We start from the raw sequence: 22,396 nt of genomic DNA, 5'->3' as shown, positions 1-22,396 counted from the left end.
AATGGGTTACTCGGCGTCGAGCGTTTCGACGATGAGATTGTGGTTGGTATAAACGCAGATATCGGCGGCGATATCGAGTGCCTGGCGGGCGACCTCCTCGGCCGACTTGTCACTGTCCATCATGGCGCGGGCGGCGGCGAAAGCGTAGTTGCCACCGGAGCCGATGGCGATCGCGCCATGTTCGGGCTCGAGAACATCTCCGTTACCGGTGATCGCCAGCGTCGTCGTCTTGTCGGCAACCAGCATCATGGCTTCGAGATTGCGCAGATATTTGTCGGTGCGCCAGTCCTTGGCGAGTTCGACGGCGGCGCGCATCAGCTGGCCGGGATATTGTTCGAGCTTCTTTTCAAGCCGGTCGAGAAGCGTGAAGGCATCCGCCGTGGCGCCGGCGAAACCGGCGATGACTTCGCCACCCTTGCCGATGCGGCGCACTTTCCGCGCATTGCCCTTCATGACGGTCTGGCCGAGCGAGACCTGGCCATCACCGGCCATGACGACCTTGCCGGCCTTTCTCACTGTAATAATTGTTGTCATCAATACACCTGTCTGCCCCTTTGAAAGCGGGCCTTTGGATTGCAGCATCCCGCCAAACCCAAACGGGCTTTGCCGGGACCGTGTTGACCCCTATGTAAGTGGCCGACCGCCGAATACAATCTCATCGCCACGCCCACCTCGCCGCCTCGACAAGCTGTCGCAAAGCCCCGTGCTTTTGCTGGATATTTCGCCGACCTGCTGATAAGGAGCGGCAATCAGAATTGGAGCAGACCCCTATGGGCGAAACCACAGCCGCACGCGTGGGAAGCGTTTCCCGCAAGACCAACGAGACTTCCGTCTCGGTCACCGTCAATCTCGACGGTACCGGCACGGCGAAGATTTCGACGGGCGTCGGCTTTTTCGACCATATGCTCGACCAGCTTTCGCGACATTCGCTGATCGACATGGAGATCGACGTGAAGGGCGACCTGCATATCGATGATCATCATACGGTCGAGGATACCGGGATTGCGATCGGCCAGGCGATTTCCAAGGCGCTCGGCGACCGGCGCGGTATCACCCGTTATGCCTCGCTGGATCTCGCCATGGACGAGACGATGACCAAGGCTGCGATCGACGTTTCGGGCCGGCCCTTCCTGGTCTGGAACGTGGCGTTCTCGGCTCCGAAGATCGGCACGTTCGACACCGAACTGGTGCGCGAATTCTTCCAGGCGCTGGCGCAGAATGCCGGGATCACCCTGCATATTCTCAACCATTACGGCGCCAACAATCATCATATCGCCGAGACCTGCTTCAAATCCGTGGCGCGCGTGCTGCGCACCGCGACAGAAATCGATCCGCGACAGGCCAACCGCGTTCCCTCCACCAAGGGAACGCTTGCCTGACGCTTCCGGGAGATCATCCTTGAGAAGCTATCTCGTTCTGATACCGCCGGGTGGAGCCGAAAAGGACCACCGATCCACGCTCATCCTGCCCGACGGGTTTTCGTGGACTGCCCTTCTGTTTCCATGGATCTGGTTGATCTGGCATCGGCTGTGGGTGGCCGGCCTCGTGATCTTCCTGCTGCAGGCGGCGAGCGGCGTGCTGCTCGGCATATCCGGCCTGTGGCTGGCAGGAACGCTGCTCGGCATCGCAACCAGTCTTCTTGTTGCACTCGAAGGCCGCAACCATTACGGCAACTCCCTCATTCGCCGCGGCTGGACACTCGAGGACATCATCACCACCGTCGACCGGCAGACGGCCGAGGAAATCTATTTCTCCAGCCTGCCCGAGCCGACCGCCTCGCCGCTGCCATCCCCGGCCGACTGGGCGAAAAACACAACACAGCCGCCGGCCGCGACCGGTTGGCAGGGTCCGGCTCTCGGACTTTTCGATCACGGAGGACGCTGATGCGCGTCGCAATCATCGACTACGGCTCGGGCAATCTGCGCTCGGCCACCAAGGCTTTCGAACGGGCGGCACGTGAGGCCGGCATCGAAGCCTCCATCGAGCTTACCGACAGACCGGAGGTGGTTGCCGCGGCTGACCGCGTCGTGCTGCCGGGCGTCGGCGCCTATGCCGATTGCCGGGCTGGTCTCGATGCCGTTTCCGGCATGCATGAGGCGCTGGTCGAGACCGTCGAAAACAAGGCGCGTCCCTTTCTCGGCATCTGCGTCGGCATGCAGCTGATGTCCTCGCACGGGCTCGAGAAGACGGTGACGGACGGTTTCGGCTGGATCCAAGGCGACGTGAAGGAAATGACGCCGTCGGACCCGGAACTTAAGATCCCGCAGATCGGCTGGAACACGCTGACGCTCAGCACCCCTCACCCGTTGTTTGACGGCATTCCCACCGGACCGGACGGGCTGCATGCCTATTTCGTCCATTCCTACCATCTTGCCGCAGAAAATCCGGCCGAGGTGATCGCCACGACCGATTACGGCGGCGCAATGACGGCCTTTGTCGGACGCGACAACATGGCGGGCTCGCAGTTCCATCCGGAAAAGAGCCAGAAGCTCGGCCTGGCTCTGATTTCCAATTTTCTGCGTTGGAAGCCCTAAGGCTCGCGCTCTCGACAGGACTAGAAAGAATGATCCTTTTTCCGGCTATCGATCTGAAAGACGGCCAGTGCGTGCGCCTCAAGCTCGGCGACATGGAGCAGGCCACAGTCTACAATCCGGACCCGGCCGCGCAGGCGAAAGCCTTCGAGGACCAGGGCTTCGAATGGCTGCATGTGGTCGACCTCAACGGTGCATTCGCCGGCGAGAGCGTCAATGGCGATGCGGTCGACGCGATCCTGAAGGCCACGAAGAACCCGGTTCAGCTCGGCGGCGGCATCCGCACGCTGGAGCATATCGACAGCTGGCTCAGCCGAGGCCTTTCCCGCGTCATCCTGGGTACCGTCGCCGTGCGCGATCCGGCGCTCGTCATCGAGGCCTGCAAGCAATTTCCAGGCAAGGTCGCTGTCGGCATCGATGCCAAGGGCGGCAAGGTGGCGGTCGAGGGCTGGGCGGAAGCCTCGGAGCTCGGCGTGATCGAACTTGCGAAGAAATTCGAAGGCGCCGGGGTTTCGGCAATCATTTATACGGATATCGACCGTGACGGCATCCTGGCCGGCATCAACTGGGCCTCGACGCTGGATCTCGCCGATGCGGTTTCCATTCCCGTCATCGCGTCCGGCGGGCTGGCCTCACTCGATGACATAAAACGCATGCTGGAGCCGGACGCCGCACGCCTCGAAGGCGCGATTTCCGGTCGGGCACTTTACGATGGTCGCATCGACCCTGCCGAGGCACTGGCGCTGATCAACGCGCAGAAAGGTCGTGCAGCATGACCCTCAAGGCTCGTGTCATTCCCTGCCTCGACGTGAAGGGTTGGCCGCGTTGCCCGCAGCCGCGCAGCGGCGAGGACACGCAAACAAGAAAGGCGGCCGTCCGATGACACTCAAAGCCCGCGTCATTCCCTGCCTCGACGTGAAGGACGGCCGCGTCGTCAAGGGCGTCAATTTCGTCGACCTGATCGATGCCGGTGATCCGGTGGAGGCTGCCAAGGCCTATGATCTCGCCGGTGCCGACGAACTCTGCTTCCTCGACATCACCGCCTCTTCCGACAATCGCGAGACGATTTTCGACGTCGTGGCACGCACGGCAGAGCATTGCTTCATGCCGCTCACCGTCGGTGGCGGCGTGCGGGCTGTCGCTGATATCCGCAAGCTGCTGCTGGCCGGAGCCGACAAGGTGTCGATCAACTCGGCGGCGGTGAACAATCCGGATTTCGTCGCGGAAGCCGCCGATAAGTTCGGCAACCAGTGCATCGTCGTGTCGATCGACGCCAAGAAGGTGTCGGCCGCCGGGGAAGCGAACCGGTGGGAGATCTTCACCCATGGCGGGCGCACGCCGACCGGTATCGATGCCGTGGAATTTGCCCGCAAGATGGTGGACCGCGGTGCCGGCGAGCTGCTCGTCACCTCGATGGATCGCGATGGAACCAAGGTCGGCTACGACCTGGAACTGACGCGCACGATCGCCGACATGGTTCGCGTTCCGGTCATCGCCTCGGGTGGCGTCGGCAATCTCGACGACCTCGTCGCCGGCATTGCGCAGGGACATGCCACCGCTGTTCTTGCCGCATCGATTTTCCATTTCGGCACCTATACGGTCGGCGAAGCCAAGCGCTATATGGCCGACCACGGCATTGCCATGCGGCTGGACTGAGGAGGCCGAGTTGAGCGAATTCACTCTTAAGGATCTGGAGCAGATCGTTGCAACCCGTGCAAAGGCCTCGCCCGACGAATCCTGGACGGCCAAGCTTGCCGCGGCAGGACAGACCAAGGCTGCCAAGAAACTTGGCGAGGAAGCCGTCGAAACGGTGATCGCAGCCCTGGCGCAGGACAGAAAAGAGCTGACGTCGGAAAGCGCTGACCTGCTCTATCACCTGTTAGTCGTATTGAATATTGCCAGCATTCCACTACAGGATGTGCTGGACGAACTTCAACGCAGGACGAACCAATCCGGCCTGCAGGAAAAGGCGAGCCGGCCAAAATCATGAGCAGCGCACCGAAGCCCGCCGAAGAGCCGGAAGCAAATCCGATAGCCGGATATTATTCGCCTTATCATCGTTTCACGGCGGATGAGTGGGCGCGGTTTCGGGCCGATACGCCGCTGACCCTGACGGCGGACGAGATCTCGCGCCTGCGCTCGCTGGACGATCCGATTAATCTCGACGAGGTCAGGCGCATCTACCTGTCGCTGTCGCGCCTGCTTTCGACCCATGTGGAGGCGTCCCAGCGGCTGTTCCGCCAGCGCAACAGGTTCCTGAGCCTGCCGGACGGCTCGAAAACGCCCTTCATCATCGGCATTGCCGGATCGGTTGCGGTGGGCAAATCGACGACGGCACGCGTGCTGAAGGAGTTGATGGCCCGCTGGCCTTCGAGCCCCAAGGTCGACCTGATCACCACCGACGGCTTCCTCTATCCCAATGCCGTGCTTCAGCGCGAAGATATGATGCAACGCAAGGGCTTTCCGGAAAGCTACGATATCGGCCAGATCCTGCGCTTCCTCTCGGCGATCAAGGCCGGCGAGCCGAATGTGAAGGCGCCGCGCTACTCGCACCTGACCTATGACGTGCTGCCCGATGACTATACGCTGGTCGACCGCCCGGATATCCTGATCTTCGAAGGCATCAATGTGCTGCAATCGCGGGCATTGCCGGCGGATGGAAAGATCGTACCGATCGTTTCGGACTTCTTCGACTTCTCGATCTATATCGATGCCGCCGAGGAGCATATCCATCACTGGTATGTGCAGCGCTTCATGAAGCTGCGCGAAACCGCCTTCCGCGACCCGACATCCTTCTTCAAGAAATATGCCGCGATCGACGAGGAGGCAGCACGGGCGGTTGCCGAAGGGCTTTGGGAAAACATCAACCTGAAGAACCTGCGGCAAAACATCCTGCCCACCCGCCCCCGCGCCGACATCATCCTCGGCAAGGGCCGCAATCACTTCATCGAGACGGTTTCGCTGAGGAAGCTTTGAGGGGATTTGGCGGGCTTAAGTGACCCGTCTTAACGTCAGATTGATCCGGCCGCCATTCTTCAGGAGCGTGGAGGTGGCGGGATAGATCTTGTCGACGCCGTGGAAGGCGAGCCTTCCCTGACCGCCAAGCAGCACGATATCGCCGCTCTGCAGCTTGAAGGAGCCTGTCCTGTCCATGCGATCGAGGCCGCCGACGCGGAAGAGGCAGGTGTTGCCGAGAGAGATGGAGAGGACGGGGGCGGCAAGGTCCTGCTCGTCCCTGTCCTGATGCAGGCCCATCCTTGCGTCGTCGGAATAGAAATTCACCAGGCAGGCTTGCGGCTCCTTCGGATAGCCGGCCAGACTTTCCCATAGTTCGATCAGTTGCGCCGGAATGGCGGGCCATGGCTTACCGGTCACCGGGTGCGTCGGCTGATAGCGGTAACCGCGCTGCTTGTCGGTGACCCATCCCAGCGACCCGCAGTTGGTCATCCTGACAGACATCGGCTTGCCGGTGCCGGGCATGGCGGGAACGTAAAGCGGCGCCTCAGACACGACCTTTCGGATCGCTTCCACCAGACGTTCCTGCGCCGGCCGGTCCAGATAGGATGGCAGGTGGCGGATCCCATTCGGCAAGGCTGCCATAACTCTACCCCCGTTCCCTCGCCGGCGAACTCAATCGCCAGTCGGCTTGCCGCGCATCTTCTTGACGTCGGAGCGGCCGGATTTCGCCTTCAGACGCCGCTCCACCGAGCCCTTGGTCGGCTTGGTTGCCTTGCGAACCGGCGGCGGCGGCTTGGCAGCTTCGAGGATCAGTTCCTTCAGCTTTTCGCGCGCTTCCTCGCGATTGCGCTCCTGGCTGCGGGAGCGGCTGGCCTCTATCATCAGCACGCCCTCCTTCGACACCCGTTTTCCGGCAAGCTTCAAGGCATTTGCCTTGACGCGCTCGGGCAGCGAGGGAGAGTTTGCGAGGTCGAAGAACAGCTGGACGGCAGTCGAGACCTTGTTGACGTTTTGGCCGCCAGGGCCGCCCGCCAGCACGAACTGCTCGGTCAGTTCCCATGCAGCGATGGTGATGCGGCTGTTGATGATGAGCGGGTTGCTGGCCATTGGTCTCTGGTTCTGCAGCATCGTGCTTCGTGCGTCCGAACGGACGCATAGCGCGCTGGCGACTGGCGGGCATCTTTCCCACAAAGCCGGACAAAAGAAAACCACCGGTCAGGGTGTCCCGACCGATGGTTCCACGTGAATCACACGTTTTGCGGTTATTCAGCCGCGATCAGCAATCCAGGCGCAGCGTCCTTCACCTTGCTGTCGACATGGGCCTCGAACTTCTCGAAGTTCTTGATGAACATCGAAACGAGCTTGGCGGCCTGGTTATCGTAGGCCAGACCATCGGCCCAGGTCGAACGCGGATCGAGGATCGCGGTTTCGACACCGTCAACAGAGACCGGAACCGCGAAGCCGAAATTGGCATCGGTGCGGAACTCGGCATTCTTCAGGCTGCCGTTCAAGGCAGAGGTCAGCAGGGCACGGGTGGCCTTGATCGGCATGCGGCGGCCGGTGCCATAGGCGCCGCCGGTCCAGCCGGTATTGACCAGCCAGCAATCGACGCCGTGCCTGGCGATCAGGTCCTTCAGCAGGTTGCCGTATTCGGCCGGATGGCGCGGCATGAAGGGGGCGCCGAAGCAGGTGGAGAAGGTGGCTTCCGGCTCCGTCACGCCCTTTTCGGTGCCGGCAACCTTGGCGGTGTAGCCGGAGAGGAAGTGGTACATCGCCTGTTCCGGCGTCAGCTTGGCGATCGGCGGCATGACGCCGAAAGCATCCGCAGTCAGCATGATGATCGTCTTCGGGTGCGGTGCGAGACCGGTTTCCGATGCGTTCGGGATGAAATGCAGCGGGTAGGCGCTGCGGGTGTTTTCCGTCAGCGAGTTGTCGTCGAAATCCGGCACGCGGTTTTCGTCGAGCACGACGTTTTCCAAGACCGTGCCGAAACGACGGGTCGCGGCATAGATTTCCGGCTCGGCTTCGGCCGAGAGCTTGATCGCCTTGGCATAGCAGCCACCTTCGAAGTTGAAGACACCGGTTTCGCCCCAGCCATGCTCGTCATCGCCGATAAGGGTACGAGCCGGGTCGGCCGATAGCGTCGTCTTGCCGGTGCCGGACAGGCCGAAGAAGACGGCGGTATCGCCATCCTTGCCGACATTTGCCGAGCAATGCATCGGCATGACGCCCTTGGCGGGCAGAAGATAGTTGAGGGCGGTGAAGACCGACTTCTTGTTCTCGCCGGCATAGGAAGTGCCGCCGATCAGCACGAGGCCGGCTTCGAGATCGCAGGCGATGACGGTTTCGGTCCGGCAACCATGGCGCTCGGGATCGGCTTTGAAGCTCGGCAAGTTGATGATCGTGAGCTTCTGCTGGAAGGTCGATAGCGTGTCGCGCTTCGGCCGGATCAGGAGATTGCGGATGAACAGGGCATGCCAGGCATATTCGGTAATGACGCGGGTCGGCAGGGCGTTGGCTTCATCGGCTCCGCCGACGAGATCCTGCACGTAAAGCTCCCTGCCCGCGGCATGGGCCAGCATGTCGGCCTTCAGCAGCGCGAAATGTTCCGGCGACATGGGCTTGTTGTTATCCCACCAGATCTTGTCTTCGGTGGCAGCGTCGCGCACGACGAACTTATCCTTCGGCGACCGGCCGGTATGCTGGCCGGTGACCGCGCGCAGCGCGCCGTCGGCCGTCAGATCCGCCTCGCCCCGACGAATTGCCTCTTCGTAAAGCTCGACCTCGGAGAGGTTGTAGCTGACCCGGGAAACCTGATCCAGGCCGATCGCCGCCAGTCCGTTTGCCGGATTGTAAAGTCCAAGCTGCTCCATACGCGCCTACCTCCGTCTAACTTGATACGATTGGCCGATGGCGGGGAAGCTAGTGACTGTTTTTTAAAACAGCAAGCCGCCATTTGAAAATAGATCAACGATATCAATAAATTAATCGATTTAAAGAAATCTATTTCTGTTTAAATCGGTTTATGGAGCGTTTTAATGCGCTTGATAAAGGGCAGTTTCACGGCCTGGAAATGCCCGTTCATGACGATAGGTCACCCGCCGCCCCTTTAACTTTGCCACAATTTGTTCCACCTTTCTCCTCATGAAGCGCATGGCGAGGGCTGGGAATTGGCAGAAGTCATTCCAGGAGATGCGCACGAAATGGCAATGGAGACGGACGGTATGCAAACAATCGCGCTCGTAGACGACGACCGGAACATCTTGACCTCGGTGTCGATCGCGCTCGAGGCGGAGGGCTACAAGGTCGAAACCTATACGGACGGCGCTTCGGCACTGGACGGACTGGTGGCCCGGCCGCCTCAACTGGCCATTTTCGACATCAAGATGCCGCGCATGGACGGTATGGAACTGTTGCGCCGGCTGAGGCAGAAATCCGACCTTCCGGTGATTTTCCTCACCTCCAAGGACGAGGAGATCGACGAACTGTTCGGCCTTAAGATGGGCGCCGACGACTTCATCACCAAGCCGTTCTCGCAGCGCCTGCTGGTGGAGCGGGTCAAGGCTATCCTTCGCCGCGCCGGCACACGGGACCTCCAGGTGCCGGGCGCCAAGCCGACACCTGACCAGCAGGCAGCCCGTACCCTGGAGCGTGGGCAGCTTCTGATGGACCAGGAACGCCATACCTGCACCTGGAAGGGCGAGCCCGTTACTCTGACGGTGACCGAATTCCTCATCCTCCATTCGCTGGCGCAGCGGCCGGGCGTCGTGAAGAGCCGCGACGCGCTGATGGATGCCGCCTATGACGAGCAGGTCTATGTCGACGACCGCACGATCGACAGCCACATCAAGCGGCTTCGCAAGAAGTTCAAGATGGTTGACACCGATTTCGACATGATCGAAACGCTCTATGGCGTCGGCTATCGCTTCCGCGAAGCAGCCTGAGCGAAGGGTTACAACAGGTTAACTTGAAGCCACGACCGGGTCGGCGATAGACTGGCCCGGTAGAAGGATTGAACGTGGCAGACAGACTGCTCGAAAACCAGCCAACGGAATCGGGACCGGCGAAGCGCAGCGCTCGCCGACACCTGCCGCATGTCTTCACCATCATCCGGCGCCTGTTCGGCCACGCGGTATTTTCGAGCCTCACCCGGCGCATCCTGTTCTTCAACATCGCGGCAACCGTGGTGCTGGTGGCGGGCATCCTCTATCTCAACCAGTTCCGCGAAGGCCTGATCGATGCCCGCGTCGAAAGCCTGCTGACGCAGGGCGAAATCATCGCGGCGGCGATTTCCGCTTCCGCCTCGGTCGATACAAACTCGATCACCATCGACCCGGAAAAGCTTCTCGAACTGCAGGCCGGGCAAAGCATCACGCCGGTGCCGAACGACGAGGACCTCGATTTCCCGATCGATCCGGAGCGGGTTGCGCCGGTGCTGCGCCGGCTGATTTCACCGACACGGACGCGCGCACGGCTTTTTGATGCCGATGCCAATCTGCTGCTCGATTCGCGCCATCTCTATTCCCGCGGTCAGGTTCTCCGCTACGACCTGCCGCCGGTGGAAAACGAGACGCAGACCTGGAGCGAATGGATGTCGGGCATGTTCAACCGGCTGCTGCAGCCGGGCAACCTGCCGATCTACAAGGAAGCACCGGGCGGCGACGGATCGATCTATCCGGAAGTGATGAACGCATTGACCGGCGTGCGCGGCGCGCTGGTGCGCATTACCGAGCGGGGGGAACTCATCGTTTCCGTCGCGGTCCCGGTCCAGCGTTTTCGCGCCGTTCTCGGCGTGCTTCTGCTCTCCACCCAAGCCGGCGACATCGACAAGATCGTGCATGCCGAGCGCCTGGCGATCATGCGCGTGTTCGGCGTCGCGACACTGGTCAATGTGGTGCTGTCGCTGCTTCTGTCGTCGACGATCGCCAATCCGCTGCGCCGGCTTTCGGCAGCGGCGATCCGGGTGCGGAGGGGCGCCAAGCAGCGCGAGGAAATCCCCGACTTCTCCTACCGACAGGATGAGATCGGCAACCTTTCCATTGCGGTGCGCGACATGACCAACGCGCTTTACGACCGCATCGACGCAATCGAGAGTTTCGCTGCGGATGTCAGCCATGAGCTGAAGAACCCGCTGACGTCGCTCAGAAGTGCGGTCGAGACGCTGCCGCTTGCCAAGTCGGATGAATCGAAACAGCGGCTGACGGATATCATCTTTCATGACGTAAGACGTCTCGACCGGCTGATCAGCGACATTTCCGATGCGTCGCGGCTGGATGCGGAACTCGCCCGCACGGATTCGTCGCCCGTCGACATGGAGACGCTGCTGTCGAACCTCGTCGACATTTCCAAGCAAATCAGAACCGGGCGCAAACCGGTGGAAATCGACCTTTCGATCGAGCACAAGGCGGGCGAACACAAGACGGGCGACCGCAATATCTACATGGTCAACGGGCACGATCTGCGTCTCGGGCAGATAATCACGAACCTGATCGAGAATGCCCGCTCCTTCGTTCCCGAAAAAGGCGGCAGGCTGTCGATCCGTCTCGTCCGGGCCAAGGACAAAGTAGTGATCACCGTCGATGACAACGGTCCGGGCATCCAGGCTGAAAATATCGACCGGATCTTCGAGCGGTTCTATACGGACAGGCCGGACGGCGAGAGCTTCGGGCAGAATTCCGGTCTCGGCCTGTCGATCAGCCGGCAGATCGCCGAGGCCCATGGCGGCAGCCTCAGGGCTGAAAACCTGCATGGCAAGTCGCAGGAACTGATCGGCGCACGCTTCACGCTCTCGCTGCCCGCAGGCAACGCTCCGTGACAGGCGCGATCCGCAATATCCATGCGACTGCCATCGTCGTGGATGGCCGCGGCCTGCTTTTCATCGGCCCTTCCGGGATCGGCAAGTCGATGGCCGCTCTTTCCTGTCTCGCCATCGCCCGCCGGCATAATGTTGCAGCGGCCCTGGTGGCGGACGATCAGGTACTGGTCGACGGCCGGGACGGCAGAATATTTGCCTCCTGCCCGGCCGCGATTGCCGGCTTGATGGAAATAAGGGGCAGCGGCATCGTTCATATGGAGCATGTCGAAACGGCTCCTCTCGACCTCGCGATCAAGGTGGTTTCGCTGGCCGACACGGAGCGTCTTCCGCCGGAGGACGAGCGGTTTCAGCTTGCCGGTATCGGCGTGCTGCCGATGATCCGGCTTGCCAATACGGCAACCGATCCGCTTGCGGTCATCGGCGCGATGATGCCCTCCTGGCGTGCACAAGCATCAATTTGGTGACTCTATTGCCTGATTTTTTAACTTGAACTTCAATTCCAGTTGGCGAAGATGGCATCCCGCCGCTGGACGGCGCCAGTGCGTTGCGATATGGGCCGCGAGTTTTGAAATCAGGGGACGTATTTTCATGATCGGACTGGTGCTTGTCACCCATGGCAAGCTGGCTGAGGAATTCCGGCACGCCGTCGAGCATGTCGTCGGACCTCAGAAATTCATCGAAACTGTCTGCATCGGTCCCGAGGACGATATGGATCAGCGGCGGCAGGATATTCTTGATGCCGTCGGTCGCGCCAATGCCGGTAGCGGCGTGATCATCCTGACCGACATGTTCGGCGGCACTCCATCCAACCTTTCGATTTCGGTGATGGAAAGCGGCAAGACCGAAGTGATCGCCGGCATGAACCTTCCGATGCTGATCAAGCTTGCCGGCGTGCGTGGCGATGACGACATGGAAAAGGCACTTGTCGAGGCATCGGATGCCGGGCGCAAATATATCAACGTCGCAAGCCGCGTTCTGAGCGGCAAATAGGCCTGAACCGGATGTCTGCTCTTTCCCGCCAACTGCTGATCGTCAACAAGCGCGGGCTGCATGCCCGGGCCTCCGCCAAATTCGTCCAGATGGTCGAAAGCTTCGACGCGACGATCATCGTCTCCAAAGATGGCATGAGCGTCGGCGGCACATCGATCATGGGCCTGATGATGCTTGCCGCCAGCACGGGCTCTTGCATCGATGTGGTGGCCGAAGGGCCGCAGGCCGCCGAGGCGCTGGAAGCGCTGGAAGGCCTGATCGCCAACAAGTTCGGCGAAGAGGCCTGACCCGGGCCTCCGTTGGGCCAATCGATATAAACATATAAAGACCTCTTTATATCTGCGTTGCATGCGGGCGTGAGTCCTGCTACACCGCGAGCCAGTTTGCCTGCCGCCGCCCTTTGCGCGTGGCGGGCCATGTTGGTCGTGCAACGAGATCTGGAGAGCTTTATGAGCAGTGAAAAAGACTTTATCGTCGCGGATATCAACCTTGCAGCCTATGGCCGCAAGGAACTGGACATCGCCGAGACCGAAATGCCGGGCCTGATGTCCTGCCGCGCGGAATTCGGTACGTCCAAGCCGCTCAAGGGCGCCCGCATTTCCGGCTCACTGCACATGACGATCCAGACCGCCGTTCTGATCGAGACGCTGAAGGAACTCGGCGCCGACATCCGCTGGGCATCCTGCAACATCTTCTCCACCCAGGACCATGCCGCTGCCGCAATCGCTGCCGCCGGTATCCCGGTCTTCGCCGTCAAGGGTGAATCGTTGACCGAATACTGGGAATATACCGACAAGATCTTCCAGTGGACCGACGGCGGCACGTCCAACATGATCCTCGACGATGGCGGCGATGCCACCATGTACATCCTGCTCGGCGCCCGCGCCGAAGCCGGCGAGGACGTGCTCTCCAATCCGGGTTCGGAAGAAGAAGAGATCCTGTTCGCGCAGATCAAGAAGCGCCTCAAGGCTTCGCCTGGCTGGTTCACCAAGCAGCGCGACGCGATCAAGGGCGTCACCGAAGAAACGACGACCGGCGTTCATCGTCTGTATGAACTCTCCAAGAAGGGCCTCCTGCCCTTCCCGGCAATCAACGTCAACGATTCGGTCACCAAGTCGAAGTTCGACAACAAGTACGGCTGCAAGGAATCGCTGGTCGACGGCATTCGCCGCGGTACCGACGTGATGATGGCCGGCAAGGTTGCAGTCGTCTGCGGCTATGGCGACGTCGGCAAGGGTTCGGCCGCTTCGCTGCAGGGCGCCGGCGCCCGCGTCAAGGTCACCGAAGTCGACCCGATCTGCGCGCTGCAGGCTGCCATGGACGGTTTTGAAGTCGTCACGCTGGAAGACGTCGTCTCGTCTGCCGACATCTTCATCACCACGACCGGCAACAAGGACGTCATCCGCATCGAGCACATGCGCGAGATGAAGGACATGGCGATCGTCGGCAATATCGGCCACTTCGACAACGAGATCCAGGTTGCGGCTCTGAAGAACCTCAAGTGGACCAACGTCAAGCCGCAGGTCGACATGATCGAGTTCCCCAAGGGCAACCGCATGATCCTTCTGTCGGAAGGCCGCCTCTTGAACCTCGGCAACGCCACCGGCCACCCGTCCTTCGTGATGTCGGCATCGTTCACCAACCAGACGCTGGCCCAGATCGAACTGTTCACCAAGGAAGGTGAATACAAGAACGAGGTCTACATCCTGCCGAAGCATCTCGACGAGAAGGTCGCACGCCTGCACCTCGACAAGCTCGGCGTGAAGCTGACGACCCTTTCCGACGAACAGGCTGCCTATATCGGCGTGTCGGCCCAGGGTCCGTTCAAGGCAGACCACTACCGCTACTAATTGCTAGCCGGTTAATCCACAACATCTTGTAGCCCCGACCTTGACAAAAGGTCGGGGCTTCTTTTTTGCCGCGATCCCTTCCCGCCTACCGGTCGAACACGTATTGTTTTGGGACTTGATTCGACCTTTCGGGGCTTCGGCTTCGGGCAAGGTACGACGTGGTATGTCTTGTCGATGAGCGGCAATTGGACGGAGACACACCGGATATGGTGGTAAGAAAAACGAGCCTGCTCAAACAGGCCGATCCAATTCTTGGCGCGGGCGAAAGTGCCCGAAATCGGCTCCGTGGCGGCAATCGGCGGGGCAAGGCTGCTTTCGTGCGTCTGCCGAAGGCCTTCCGTTTTCTTCTGTCCGCGACTGCGCTGATTGCACTGCCAAGCGCTGCATGGGCGCAGGGATCCGGCGCTTCCCGCCTGTTTTCATCGGCTGAAATGATCGTCTCGGCGCTGGTTCTCGGCGCGCTTGGCGCGGCTCTCCTGTCTGCCGTCTGGCTGGTTCGCCAGCGCGGCAACATGGAGGTCGAAAGCCAGGAAATGCGCAGCGCGCTGTCGGATGCGCAGCAGCAGATTTCCAAATACGAGGCCCTGATCGCCGACAAGAACCGCCGCATCGTCGTGTGGGAAAGCGGATCTTCGAAGGCGGAATTCCTCGGCCAGCTTCCCGGAGATTCCGGAGCCCCGCAGGCCGACCGAGATTTCCTCGCCTTCGGACGCTGGCTGAGGGCAAGTTCGGCAGCCGAGCTTGAAAAGGCGATCGACGAACTCAGGTCCAATGCCCGCAGCTTCGACATGGTGGTGGAAACCGGCCGGGACGAGTTGCTGGAAGTCCAGGGGCGCGTCTCCGGCGGCAAGGCCTTTGTCCGCTTCCTCGCACTCAACAATCTGCGCGCCGAACTGGCCGAACTGAAGATCGAGCGAGAGCGGTTGACGAGCTCGATCTCGCAGTTCGAATCCCTCCTGGATGCAATCGATCAGCCGGCATGGCGGCGAGATGGCCAGGGCAAGCTCGCCTGGGTCAACCATGCCTATGGCGACGCCGTGGATGCGACGAACCCGCAGCGGGCCGTTGAAGAGGGCCGCGAGCTTCTGGGCACGGTCAGCCGCGAAATGATCCGGGCGCAGGCGACGGTAACCTCACCCTTCCACGACCGCCTTTCGACCGTCGTTCACGGCAACCGTGCCGTCCTCGACGTCGTCGACGTGGTGACCATCAACGGCTCGGCCGGCATGGCGCTCGACGTCTCGGAGGCGGAAACCATCCGCGAGGAGTTGAAGCGCACGCTGAAGAGCCACGCCGAGACGCTCGATCATCTGGCGACGCCGGTGGCGATCTTCGATCATGCGCGCCGGCTGCAATTCTATAACCAGGCCTTCGTGCAGCTCTGGGGCCTCGGCCTGCCCTTCCTGGAATCGAAGCCCGACAATAGCGAGCTTCTCGACAGGCTGCGCAGCGACGGCAAGCTGCCGGAACAGCTCAACTGGCGCAACTGGAAGGAAACGGCGCTTGCCGTCTACCAGTCGCTCGATACCAAGACGGACACCTGGCACCTGCCGAACGGCCAGACGCTGCGCGTGATCGCGACGGCCCATCCGCAGGGCGGCGCGACCTGGGTGTTCGAGAACCTCACCGAACAGGTGGATCTCGAAGCCCGCTACAATACGCTGGTGCGGGTCCAGGGCGAAACGATCGACCACCTGTCGGAAGGCGTGGCGGTGTTCGGTCCCGATGGCCGCATCCGCTTGTCGAACCCTGCCTTCCGTGCCCTCTGGGGGATTACCGCCGAAGAGGCAGAGCCCGGAACGCATATCAAGAAGATCGAGGCGGCCTGCGCCACATCCTATGCCGAGCCGGATGGCTGGCGCCGGTTTGCGCAGGCCCTGACAGCCTTCGACGACGAGCGGATGACGCTGCAGGGCACGCTCGACCTCTATTCCGGGCTGATCCTCGACTACGCCGTCACGCCGCTGCCGAACGCGCAGACGATGCTGACCTTCGTCGACATGACCGCCAGCGCACGCGCCGAGAAGGCGCTGAAGGAAAAGAACGAGGCGCTGCGCAAGGCGGACGAGCTGAAGAACGATTTCGTCCAGCACGTTTCCTACGAATTGCGCTCGCCGCTGACCAATATCATCGGCTTTACCGATCTCTTAAAGACGCCCGGCATCGGCCCGCTGACCGACCGGCAGGCGGAATATATCGACCATATCTCGACCTCGTCCTCGGTTCTGCTGACGATCGTCAACGACATCCTCGATCTCGCGACCGTCGATGCCGGCATCATGCAGCTCAACTATTCGGAACTGGCGATCGAAGACCTGCTCGACGACGTCGCCATGCAGATCGCCGACCGGCTGCAGGACAACAACATGACGCTGGAGATCATCGCCCCGGCCGGCATGGGCACGATCGTCGCCGACCAGCAGCGGCTGAAACAGATCCTCATCAAGCTTTTGACCAACGCCACCAATTTCGCGCCGGAAAACTCGACCATCACGCTCAATTGCTGGCGCGACCAGACGGATGTGTTCTTCTCGGTGCGCGACCGCGGCCCCGGCATTCCCCCGGACATGCTGAAGACCGTGTTCGACCGGTTCCGGGCGCAGGCCAAGGACGGCAAGCGCAGCGGCGCAGGCCTCGGCCTTTCGATCGTCGAGAGCTTCGTCCATCTGCATAATGGCGACGTCTCGATCGACAGCCGCGCCGGCGAAGGCACGACCGTTACCTGCCGCATCCCGGCCGGCTCCTCGGCCCACTCGGTCGCGGCGGAATGACAGACGTCGAAACGCTGAGCTTCTTTCTTGCCGGCGAAGCGCAAACCATCGAATTCGGCGAGGATCTCGCACTTGCCCTCAAGGCCGGAGATTGCGTCGCACTTTCGGGCGATCTCGGTGCCGGCAAGTCGACGCTGGCCCGTGCGCTGATCCGCGCCGTTGCCGACGATGCCGATATCGACGTGCCGAGCCCGACCTTCACCCTGGTTCAGGCCTATGACCTGCGCCTGCCCGTCGCTCATTTCGATCTCTACCGGCTTGGCGATGCGTCGGAACTCGACGAACTCGGCTTCGACGAAGCGCTGTCCTCGGGTATCTGCCTGGTCGAATGGCCGGAAATGGCCGAAGGCCTGTTGCCGCGGGACCGGATCGTCCTGAAGCTGGAGCATGAAGGTGCCGGCCGTCGGGCGACGATTTCGGCACCGGCGGCAGCGATCGCCCGCATCAGGCGGGTTCTGGCGATCCGCGAATTCCTGACGCTTCACGGTTATGCCCATGCGAAGCGCCGGTTTCTGACCGGCGATGCATCGATGCGGGCCTATGAGCGGATCACCACCGAAACCGGCGAGACGCTGATCCTGATGGACTGGCCTCGGCGGCCGGATGGCCCTGCGGTACTCGACGGCAAGCCCTACCCCAAGGTCGCGCATATCGCCGAGGACGCCTATCCGTTCGTGGCGATCTCGGAATATCTGCTCGGCATCGGGCTCGTCGCGCCGAAGGTTCTCGCTGTCGATTACGAACAGGGCATTCTGCTGATCGACAATCTCGGCACGGATGGCGTACTGGATGACGAGGGCAGGCCGATTGCGGATCGTTATCGCGAGAGCGTCGTGGCGCTTGCCTTCCTGCACGGCCATCCGATGCAACAGGATCTGCCACTCAAGGACGGTCATATCCACCATGTGCCGGATTTCGATCCGGTGGCAATGAAGATGGAAGCCCGGCTCATTCTCGACTGGTACCTGCCATGGAAGCGTGGTGCGCAACCGAGCGAGGAGGAGCGGCAGGACTATCTTGCGATCTGGGACGGGCTGATCGCCGAGCTTTCCGGCGCCGAGACGAACCTGCTTTTGCGCGACTTTCATTCGCCCAACATCATCTGGCGGCCCGAGGAAGCGGGTATGCGTCGGGTCGGGCTGATCGATTTTCAGGACGCGATGATCGGGCCGACCGCCTATGATCTGGCGTCGATCGTGCAGGATGCCCGCGTCGATATTCCAAAGCCGCTGGCAGACCAGATGATGGTCGATTATCTGACGCTGCGCCGGGCGCTCGGCAGTTTCGACGAACCGGCCTTCCTCAAGGCCTGGGCGATCATGGCGGCGCAGCGAAACTGCAAGCTTGCCGGCCTCTGGGTTCGGCTGAAAGAGCGGGACGGCAAGCCGCAATACCTGAAGCATATGCCGCGCACGCTCCGGCATCTTTCGGTGGCGCTTGCCCATGATGCACTCGCCCCCTTGCGTGATTGGTGCGCGCGGGCTGGAATAGAGCTTCCCGAATCATAAAACACGGCATGCCATGACCCAGAATAAGGCCCCCATCACCCAGGCGATGGTGCTTGCCGCCGGACTCGGCACACGGTTGCGGCCGATCACCGATACGATGCCGAAGCCGCTGGTGCCGATCGCCGGAAAGCCGATGATCGACTACGGGCTCGATGCATTGGCTGACGCGGGCGTGACCCATGCCGTCGTCAACGTGCATCATTTCGCCGACCGGATGGAGGCGCATCTTGCCGCCTATCCCCGCCTCGACATTACCATTTCCGACGAGCGATCCGCGCTGATGAATTCCGGCGGCGGGTTGAAGAAGGGTCTGGCTCTGCTCGATCCGGGCCTCGTCTATGTGATGAATGCCGACCTGTTCTGGATCGGCGAGACAGCCGGAGAGAAGACCAATCTCGAGCGGCTGGCGGAATTCTTCGATCCCGAGGCGATGGACATGGCGCTGCTCTGCGTGCCGCTCGACCGCACCACCGGTCATAACGGCAAGAAGGACTTTCAGCTCGACGCGGATGGCAGGCTTTCTCGCTACGCCGACGGCGGCGACAACCCGGTCGTCTATGCTGGCGCGATCGTCATGCAATCGTCTCTGCTCGATGACGCGCCGGACGATGCCTTCAATCTCAACATCTATTTCGACAGGGCGATCGCAGCGGGCCGGCTATTCGGCCTGACGATTAATGGCGAATGGATCACGGTCGGGACGCCCGAAGCATTGCCCGAGGCGGAAGCGGTGATTGCCCGCTACTCAGTGGAGGCCTGATCGCAATGTCCGGTGTACGGCGGAACAACATTTTCACCATTCCTCCCGGCGCGCCCTTTCTGAAGACGCTGGCGGCTGCGGTCTGCGATGGTTCGCTGGACGAGACATTCCGCTTCGACCCGGCCGATCCGATGGCGCTGTCGGACGTGACGATCTTCGTACCGACCCGCCGTTCGGCGCGTGTGCTGCGCTCGGAATTCGTCGACCTGCTCGGCGGCAGATCTGCCATTCTTCCCGTCATCCGGCCGCTTGGCGAAACCGATGACGACAGCGGTTTCTTCGATCTGACGGCACCGGAAGAGATGGATCTTGCCATGCCGATCGGCGGCACGGCACGGCTTCTGGAACTTGGACGACTGATCCTTGCCTGGCGCAACCAGCTGCCGAAAGTCGTGCTCGACATCCATTCCGAATCCCCGCTCGTGGCACCGGCAAGCCCGGCGGATGCGATCTGGCTTGCCCGGGCGCTGGCCGAACTGATCGATGCGGTGGAGACCGAGGACCGGGACTGGTCGGATCTGAAAAACCTCAAGACCGGAGACCATGCGCTCTGGTGGCAATTGACCGCCGAGTTCTTGAAGATCGCCAGTGCCTTCTGGCCGGTGCGGCTCGAGGAGCTGAAACGCTCGTCGCCGGCAAAACACCGAGCCACGATCCTCACCAGCGAAGCCAGGCGAATCAGTGAGAAACGGCACAAGGGGCCGGTGATCGTTGCCGGATCGACCGGATCTGTGCCTGCTGCGGCCGAACTGATTACGGCGATCTCGCGCCTGCCGAATGGAACCGTGGTTCTGCCGGGGCTCGACCAGTCGATGCCGGACGAGCAATGGGCGATGGTCGACGAACAGACATTTGACGGCAGGCCGGATACGGCCGGCCGCAGCCATTCGCAATTCGGTCTGGCGCGACTGTTGAAGAAGATCGGCGTGACGCGCAGCGAGGTCGAGGTGATCGGCGCCATCGATGCCGATCTTAACTTTCGCGGTCGGGCGATCTCGCAGGCGCTTTTGCCCGCCAAGGCGACGGATGGCTGGAACAGCTGGCGCGACGACGCCGACCCCGAAAGGCTGCGCCAGGCCTTTGCCGATGTGTCGCTGATCGAGGCGGCGAGCGAGCGGGAGGAAGCGGTGGCGATTGCCATCGCGCTCAGGCTGGCGCTGGAAAAGCCGGGGCGCAATGGCGGCGTGGCACAGGCGGCGCTGATCACGCCGGACCGCGCGCTTGGCCGTCGTGTTGCCGCCGAGCTTGCGCGCTTCGGCATTCTGGCCGACGATTCGGCCGGTGCCTCGCTTTCCGGATCGCCGCAGGGCACCCTCACCCAGCTTCTGCTCGAGGCAACGCTTCGGCCCGGCGATCCGGTGGCGATTGTCGGCCTTCTGAAGCATCCGCTGGTGCGGCTTGGTCTGCCGGCCAAAGATCTGCGCGCCGCGATCGATGCGCTGGAAGTGCTGGCGCTGCGCGGTGGCGTGGGCGACATGGATATTTCCACGCTGGAGCCGCTGCTCGAAACGCAGCTGGAGGCAATCCTCGACGACCGGCATAATCCGCAATGGCGTGCCTCGCTGCCCGAAGGTGCCGAGGACGCGGCACGTGATGTGGCGCGGCGGATTGCGGCGGCGGTCGAACCTTTGGTCGGTGCCTTCGTGGCACGACGGGCGGACGGACGCGGGTTGACCGCAAAGCTCACCCTGTCGGACTGGGCCACTCGTACCGGCCGGGCGCTGGAGGCGATAGCGATCGACGAACGCGGCGATCTTGCCGGCCTGTGGTCGGGCGAGGCCGGCGATCGGCTGTCGGGCCTTTTGGCCGAGGTGATCGAGACCGACGGCCAGCTGGAGGCCGACGGGCCGCAATGGATCGATATCGTCATGGCGCTGACGACCGGCGAGGCGGTGAAGCCACGTTCGCTTGCCAATCCCCGCGTGTTCATCTTCGGGACGCTCGAAGCACGCCTGCAGAGCGTCGACACGATGATCCTCGGTGGTCTCAACGAAGGATCGTGGCCGGGCCAGACGGTCAACAACCCGTTCCTGTCGCGATCGATGAAGACCGATATGGGGCTGGAGCCACCCGAGCGGCGGATCGGCCAATTGGCGCATGACTTCGAGATGGCCTGCGGCACCCGCAACCTGATCTTTTCACGGGCACTGCGCCAAGGCTCGACGCCGACGGTTGCCTCGCGCTGGCTGCAGCGGCTTCTGGCACTGGGCGGCCGAAAGTTTGCCGAGGAGCTGAAAAGCCGTGGCGAGGATTTCAGGCACTGGGCATCGCTGATCGACCAGGGGGAAAACCAGCCGGGGGCCAAGCGCCCTACCCCGCGGCCACCAGCGGAGTTGCAGCCGGTCAAATACTCATTCAGCGAAGTGGGGCGGCTGCGGCGCGACCCCTATTCGATCTATGCCCGGCGTGTGCTGAGGCTCGATCCGCTGTCTCCTTTCAACGAGGATCCGGGGGCGGCCGAACGCGGCACGCTCTACCATGCGATCATCGACCGCTATACGCGCGAGGGCCACAAGCCGGGCACGCCTGTTTCACGTGAATCAATGGCGCGGATCACCGATGAGCTTTTTGATGCCGAGCAGCTGCCGCCGCATATCGACCGGGTCTGGCGGCCGCGCTTCCGCGAGGTGGCGCGGGCCTTTCTCGATTGGGAAGAGAAGCGCGCGCCAGAGCTGCGCAGCACTGTGACCGAGGCCGGTGCCGGCTTCGAGGTGGCAGAAGCCGGTATTCGGATTACCGGCATTGCCGATCGGATCGATCTCAAGCGCAGCGGCGAGGCAGACATTATCGACTACAAGACTGGCCTGAGCCCAACCGCCTCGCAGGCGCGCTCCCTGCTCGACCCGCAGCTGGCGCTGGAGGCGGCAGCATTGCAGGCCGGCGCGTTCAAGACGATGGGCGTGCAGCAACCGGGTGACCTCATCTATGTGCGGCTGCGGCCGGGAGACAGGTTCCGGACTGACCGCGTCAATAACGAGGGATCGTCGGCTACCGCCAAGCGGCAACCGAAATCGGCGATCGATCTGGCGCAGGATTCGATCGAGCAGCTGACCAAGTTCGTCATCAAGCTGCGCAAGGGTGAGGCCGGATTTGCCTCGCGGCTGATCCCCTTCGCCCAGGGTGATTTCGGCGGCGAGTATGATCATCTCGCCCGCGTCGCCGAATGGTCGACGGCGGATGACGACGGGGAGGCCGATGGCGATGAGTGAGCTT

General features: G+C 62.0%; 21 protein-coding genes. 17 read left to right on the top strand and 4 right to left on the bottom strand.

The features are described from left to right. Positions 1–6 precede the first annotated feature (6 nt). Complete coding sequence (gene hslV / locus NCHU2750_RS19015; RefSeq protein ID WP_119943539.1) at positions 7–534, bottom strand: ATP-dependent protease subunit HslV; 528 nt, start codon at positions 532–534, stop codon at positions 7–9. Between the two features lie 236 nt (positions 535–770). On the opposite strand from hslV, the gene hisB reads away from it, so the two are divergent. The 7 genes from hisB to coaA all read left to right on the top strand — a co-directional run bounded on the left by hisB (position 771) and on the right by coaA (position 5,507). Then, positions 771–1,379, top strand: a complete 609-nt coding sequence (gene hisB, locus NCHU2750_RS19010) for an imidazoleglycerol-phosphate dehydratase HisB (RefSeq protein WP_119942156.1) — start codon at positions 771–773, stop codon at positions 1,377–1,379. Positions 1,380–1,398: 19 nt separating this feature from the next. Next, positions 1,399–1,884: a DUF2628 domain-containing protein gene (locus NCHU2750_RS19005; RefSeq protein ID WP_162939679.1), complete on the top strand. Its 486-nt coding sequence runs from the start codon at positions 1,399–1,401 to the stop codon at positions 1,882–1,884. Beyond that, positions 1,884–2,534, top strand: coding sequence for an imidazole glycerol phosphate synthase subunit HisH (gene hisH, locus NCHU2750_RS19000; RefSeq protein WP_119942152.1), 651 nt, complete (start codon positions 1,884–1,886; stop codon positions 2,532–2,534). Before NCHU2750_RS19005 ends, hisH begins: the two co-directional genes overlap by 1 nt. Positions 2,535–2,563: 29 nt before the next feature. Further along, on the top strand, positions 2,564–3,307 hold the full coding sequence (gene hisA / locus NCHU2750_RS18995) for a 1-(5-phosphoribosyl)-5-[(5-phosphoribosylamino)methylideneamino]imidazole-4-carboxamide isomerase (RefSeq protein WP_119942150.1): 744 nt from the start codon (positions 2,564–2,566) through the stop codon (positions 3,305–3,307). A 103-nt stretch (positions 3,308–3,410) separates the two neighbouring features. Then, complete coding sequence (gene hisF / locus NCHU2750_RS18990; protein WP_119942149.1) at positions 3,411–4,187, top strand: imidazole glycerol phosphate synthase subunit HisF; 777 nt, start codon at positions 3,411–3,413, stop codon at positions 4,185–4,187. 10 nt (positions 4,188–4,197) lie between these two features. Continuing rightward, entirely contained in the window at positions 4,198–4,521 is a 324-nt protein-coding gene (locus tag NCHU2750_RS18985) for a phosphoribosyl-ATP diphosphatase (RefSeq protein WP_119942148.1), read from the top strand. Continuing rightward, positions 4,518–5,507: a type I pantothenate kinase gene (gene coaA, locus NCHU2750_RS18980; protein WP_119942146.1), complete on the top strand. Its 990-nt coding sequence runs from the start codon at positions 4,518–4,520 to the stop codon at positions 5,505–5,507. Before NCHU2750_RS18985 ends, coaA begins: the two co-directional genes overlap by 4 nt. 15 nt (positions 5,508–5,522) lie before the next feature. Here coaA and NCHU2750_RS18975 read toward each other — a convergent pair whose 3' ends face one another. From NCHU2750_RS18975 to NCHU2750_RS18965, 3 genes are all read right to left on the bottom strand, one after another. Continuing rightward, positions 5,523–6,131, bottom strand: a complete 609-nt coding sequence (locus tag NCHU2750_RS18975; RefSeq protein WP_119942144.1) for an alpha-ketoglutarate-dependent dioxygenase AlkB family protein — start codon at positions 6,129–6,131, stop codon at positions 5,523–5,525. Between the two features lie 30 nt (positions 6,132–6,161). Then, positions 6,162–6,596 (bottom strand): alternative ribosome rescue aminoacyl-tRNA hydrolase ArfB, encoded by a 435-nt coding sequence (gene arfB, locus NCHU2750_RS18970; protein WP_119942142.1) that lies wholly within the window; start codon positions 6,594–6,596, stop codon positions 6,162–6,164. Positions 6,597–6,751: 155 nt separating this feature from the next. Beyond that, positions 6,752–8,362, bottom strand: coding sequence for a phosphoenolpyruvate carboxykinase (locus NCHU2750_RS18965; protein WP_119942140.1), 1,611 nt, complete (start codon positions 8,360–8,362; stop codon positions 6,752–6,754). Positions 8,363–8,713: 351 nt separating this feature from the next. On the opposite strand from NCHU2750_RS18965, the gene NCHU2750_RS18960 reads away from it, so the two are divergent. The 10 genes from NCHU2750_RS18960 (at position 8,714) to addB (ending at position 22,392) form a co-directional block, all read left to right on the top strand. Next, positions 8,714–9,433, top strand: a complete 720-nt coding sequence (locus NCHU2750_RS18960) for a response regulator transcription factor (protein ID WP_119943537.1) — start codon at positions 8,714–8,716, stop codon at positions 9,431–9,433. Between the two features lie 86 nt (positions 9,434–9,519). Then, a complete protein-coding gene (locus tag NCHU2750_RS18955) occupies positions 9,520–11,304 on the top strand; it encodes a sensor histidine kinase (RefSeq protein WP_502703858.1) in 1,785 nt (594 codons plus the stop codon). Further along, complete coding sequence (locus NCHU2750_RS18950) at positions 11,301–11,768, top strand: HPr kinase/phosphorylase (protein ID WP_119942138.1); 468 nt, start codon at positions 11,301–11,303, stop codon at positions 11,766–11,768. The genes NCHU2750_RS18955 and NCHU2750_RS18950 overlap by 4 nt, the downstream gene beginning before the upstream one ends. 124 nt (positions 11,769–11,892) lie before the next feature. Continuing rightward, entirely contained in the window at positions 11,893–12,294 is a 402-nt protein-coding gene (locus NCHU2750_RS18945; RefSeq protein WP_119942136.1) for a PTS sugar transporter subunit IIA, read from the top strand. A gap of 11 nt (positions 12,295–12,305) precedes the next feature. Beyond that, positions 12,306–12,581: an HPr family phosphocarrier protein gene (locus NCHU2750_RS18940; protein WP_119942134.1), complete on the top strand. Its 276-nt coding sequence runs from the start codon at positions 12,306–12,308 to the stop codon at positions 12,579–12,581. Positions 12,582–12,743: 162 nt separating this feature from the next. Continuing rightward, on the top strand, positions 12,744–14,144 hold the full coding sequence (ahcY, locus tag NCHU2750_RS18935) for an adenosylhomocysteinase (RefSeq protein ID WP_119942132.1): 1,401 nt from the start codon (positions 12,744–12,746) through the stop codon (positions 14,142–14,144). Between the two features lie 206 nt (positions 14,145–14,350). Further along, positions 14,351–16,915: a sensor histidine kinase gene (locus NCHU2750_RS18930; protein WP_119942130.1), complete on the top strand. Its 2,565-nt coding sequence runs from the start codon at positions 14,351–14,353 to the stop codon at positions 16,913–16,915. Continuing rightward, positions 16,912–18,423: a tRNA (adenosine(37)-N6)-threonylcarbamoyltransferase complex ATPase subunit type 1 TsaE gene (tsaE, locus tag NCHU2750_RS18925; RefSeq protein ID WP_119942128.1), complete on the top strand. Its 1,512-nt coding sequence runs from the start codon at positions 16,912–16,914 to the stop codon at positions 18,421–18,423. The genes NCHU2750_RS18930 and tsaE overlap by 4 nt, the downstream gene beginning before the upstream one ends. Before the next feature lie 13 nt (positions 18,424–18,436). Further along, complete coding sequence (locus NCHU2750_RS18920) at positions 18,437–19,183, top strand: nucleotidyltransferase family protein (RefSeq protein WP_119942126.1); 747 nt, start codon at positions 18,437–18,439, stop codon at positions 19,181–19,183. Positions 19,184–19,188: 5 nt separating this feature from the next. Beyond that, on the top strand, positions 19,189–22,392 hold the full coding sequence (gene addB, locus NCHU2750_RS18915) for a double-strand break repair protein AddB (protein ID WP_119942124.1): 3,204 nt from the start codon (positions 19,189–19,191) through the stop codon (positions 22,390–22,392). Positions 22,393–22,396: the final 4 nt, after the last annotated feature.

Origin of the sequence: Neorhizobium sp. NCHU2750 (genome assembly GCF_003597675.1) — a bacterium.
Taxonomy (GTDB): domain Bacteria; phylum Pseudomonadota; class Alphaproteobacteria; order Rhizobiales; family Rhizobiaceae; genus Neorhizobium.
The sequence above is the reverse complement of the archived record's forward strand: the minus strand, read 5'-3'. Positions and strand labels throughout refer to the sequence as shown.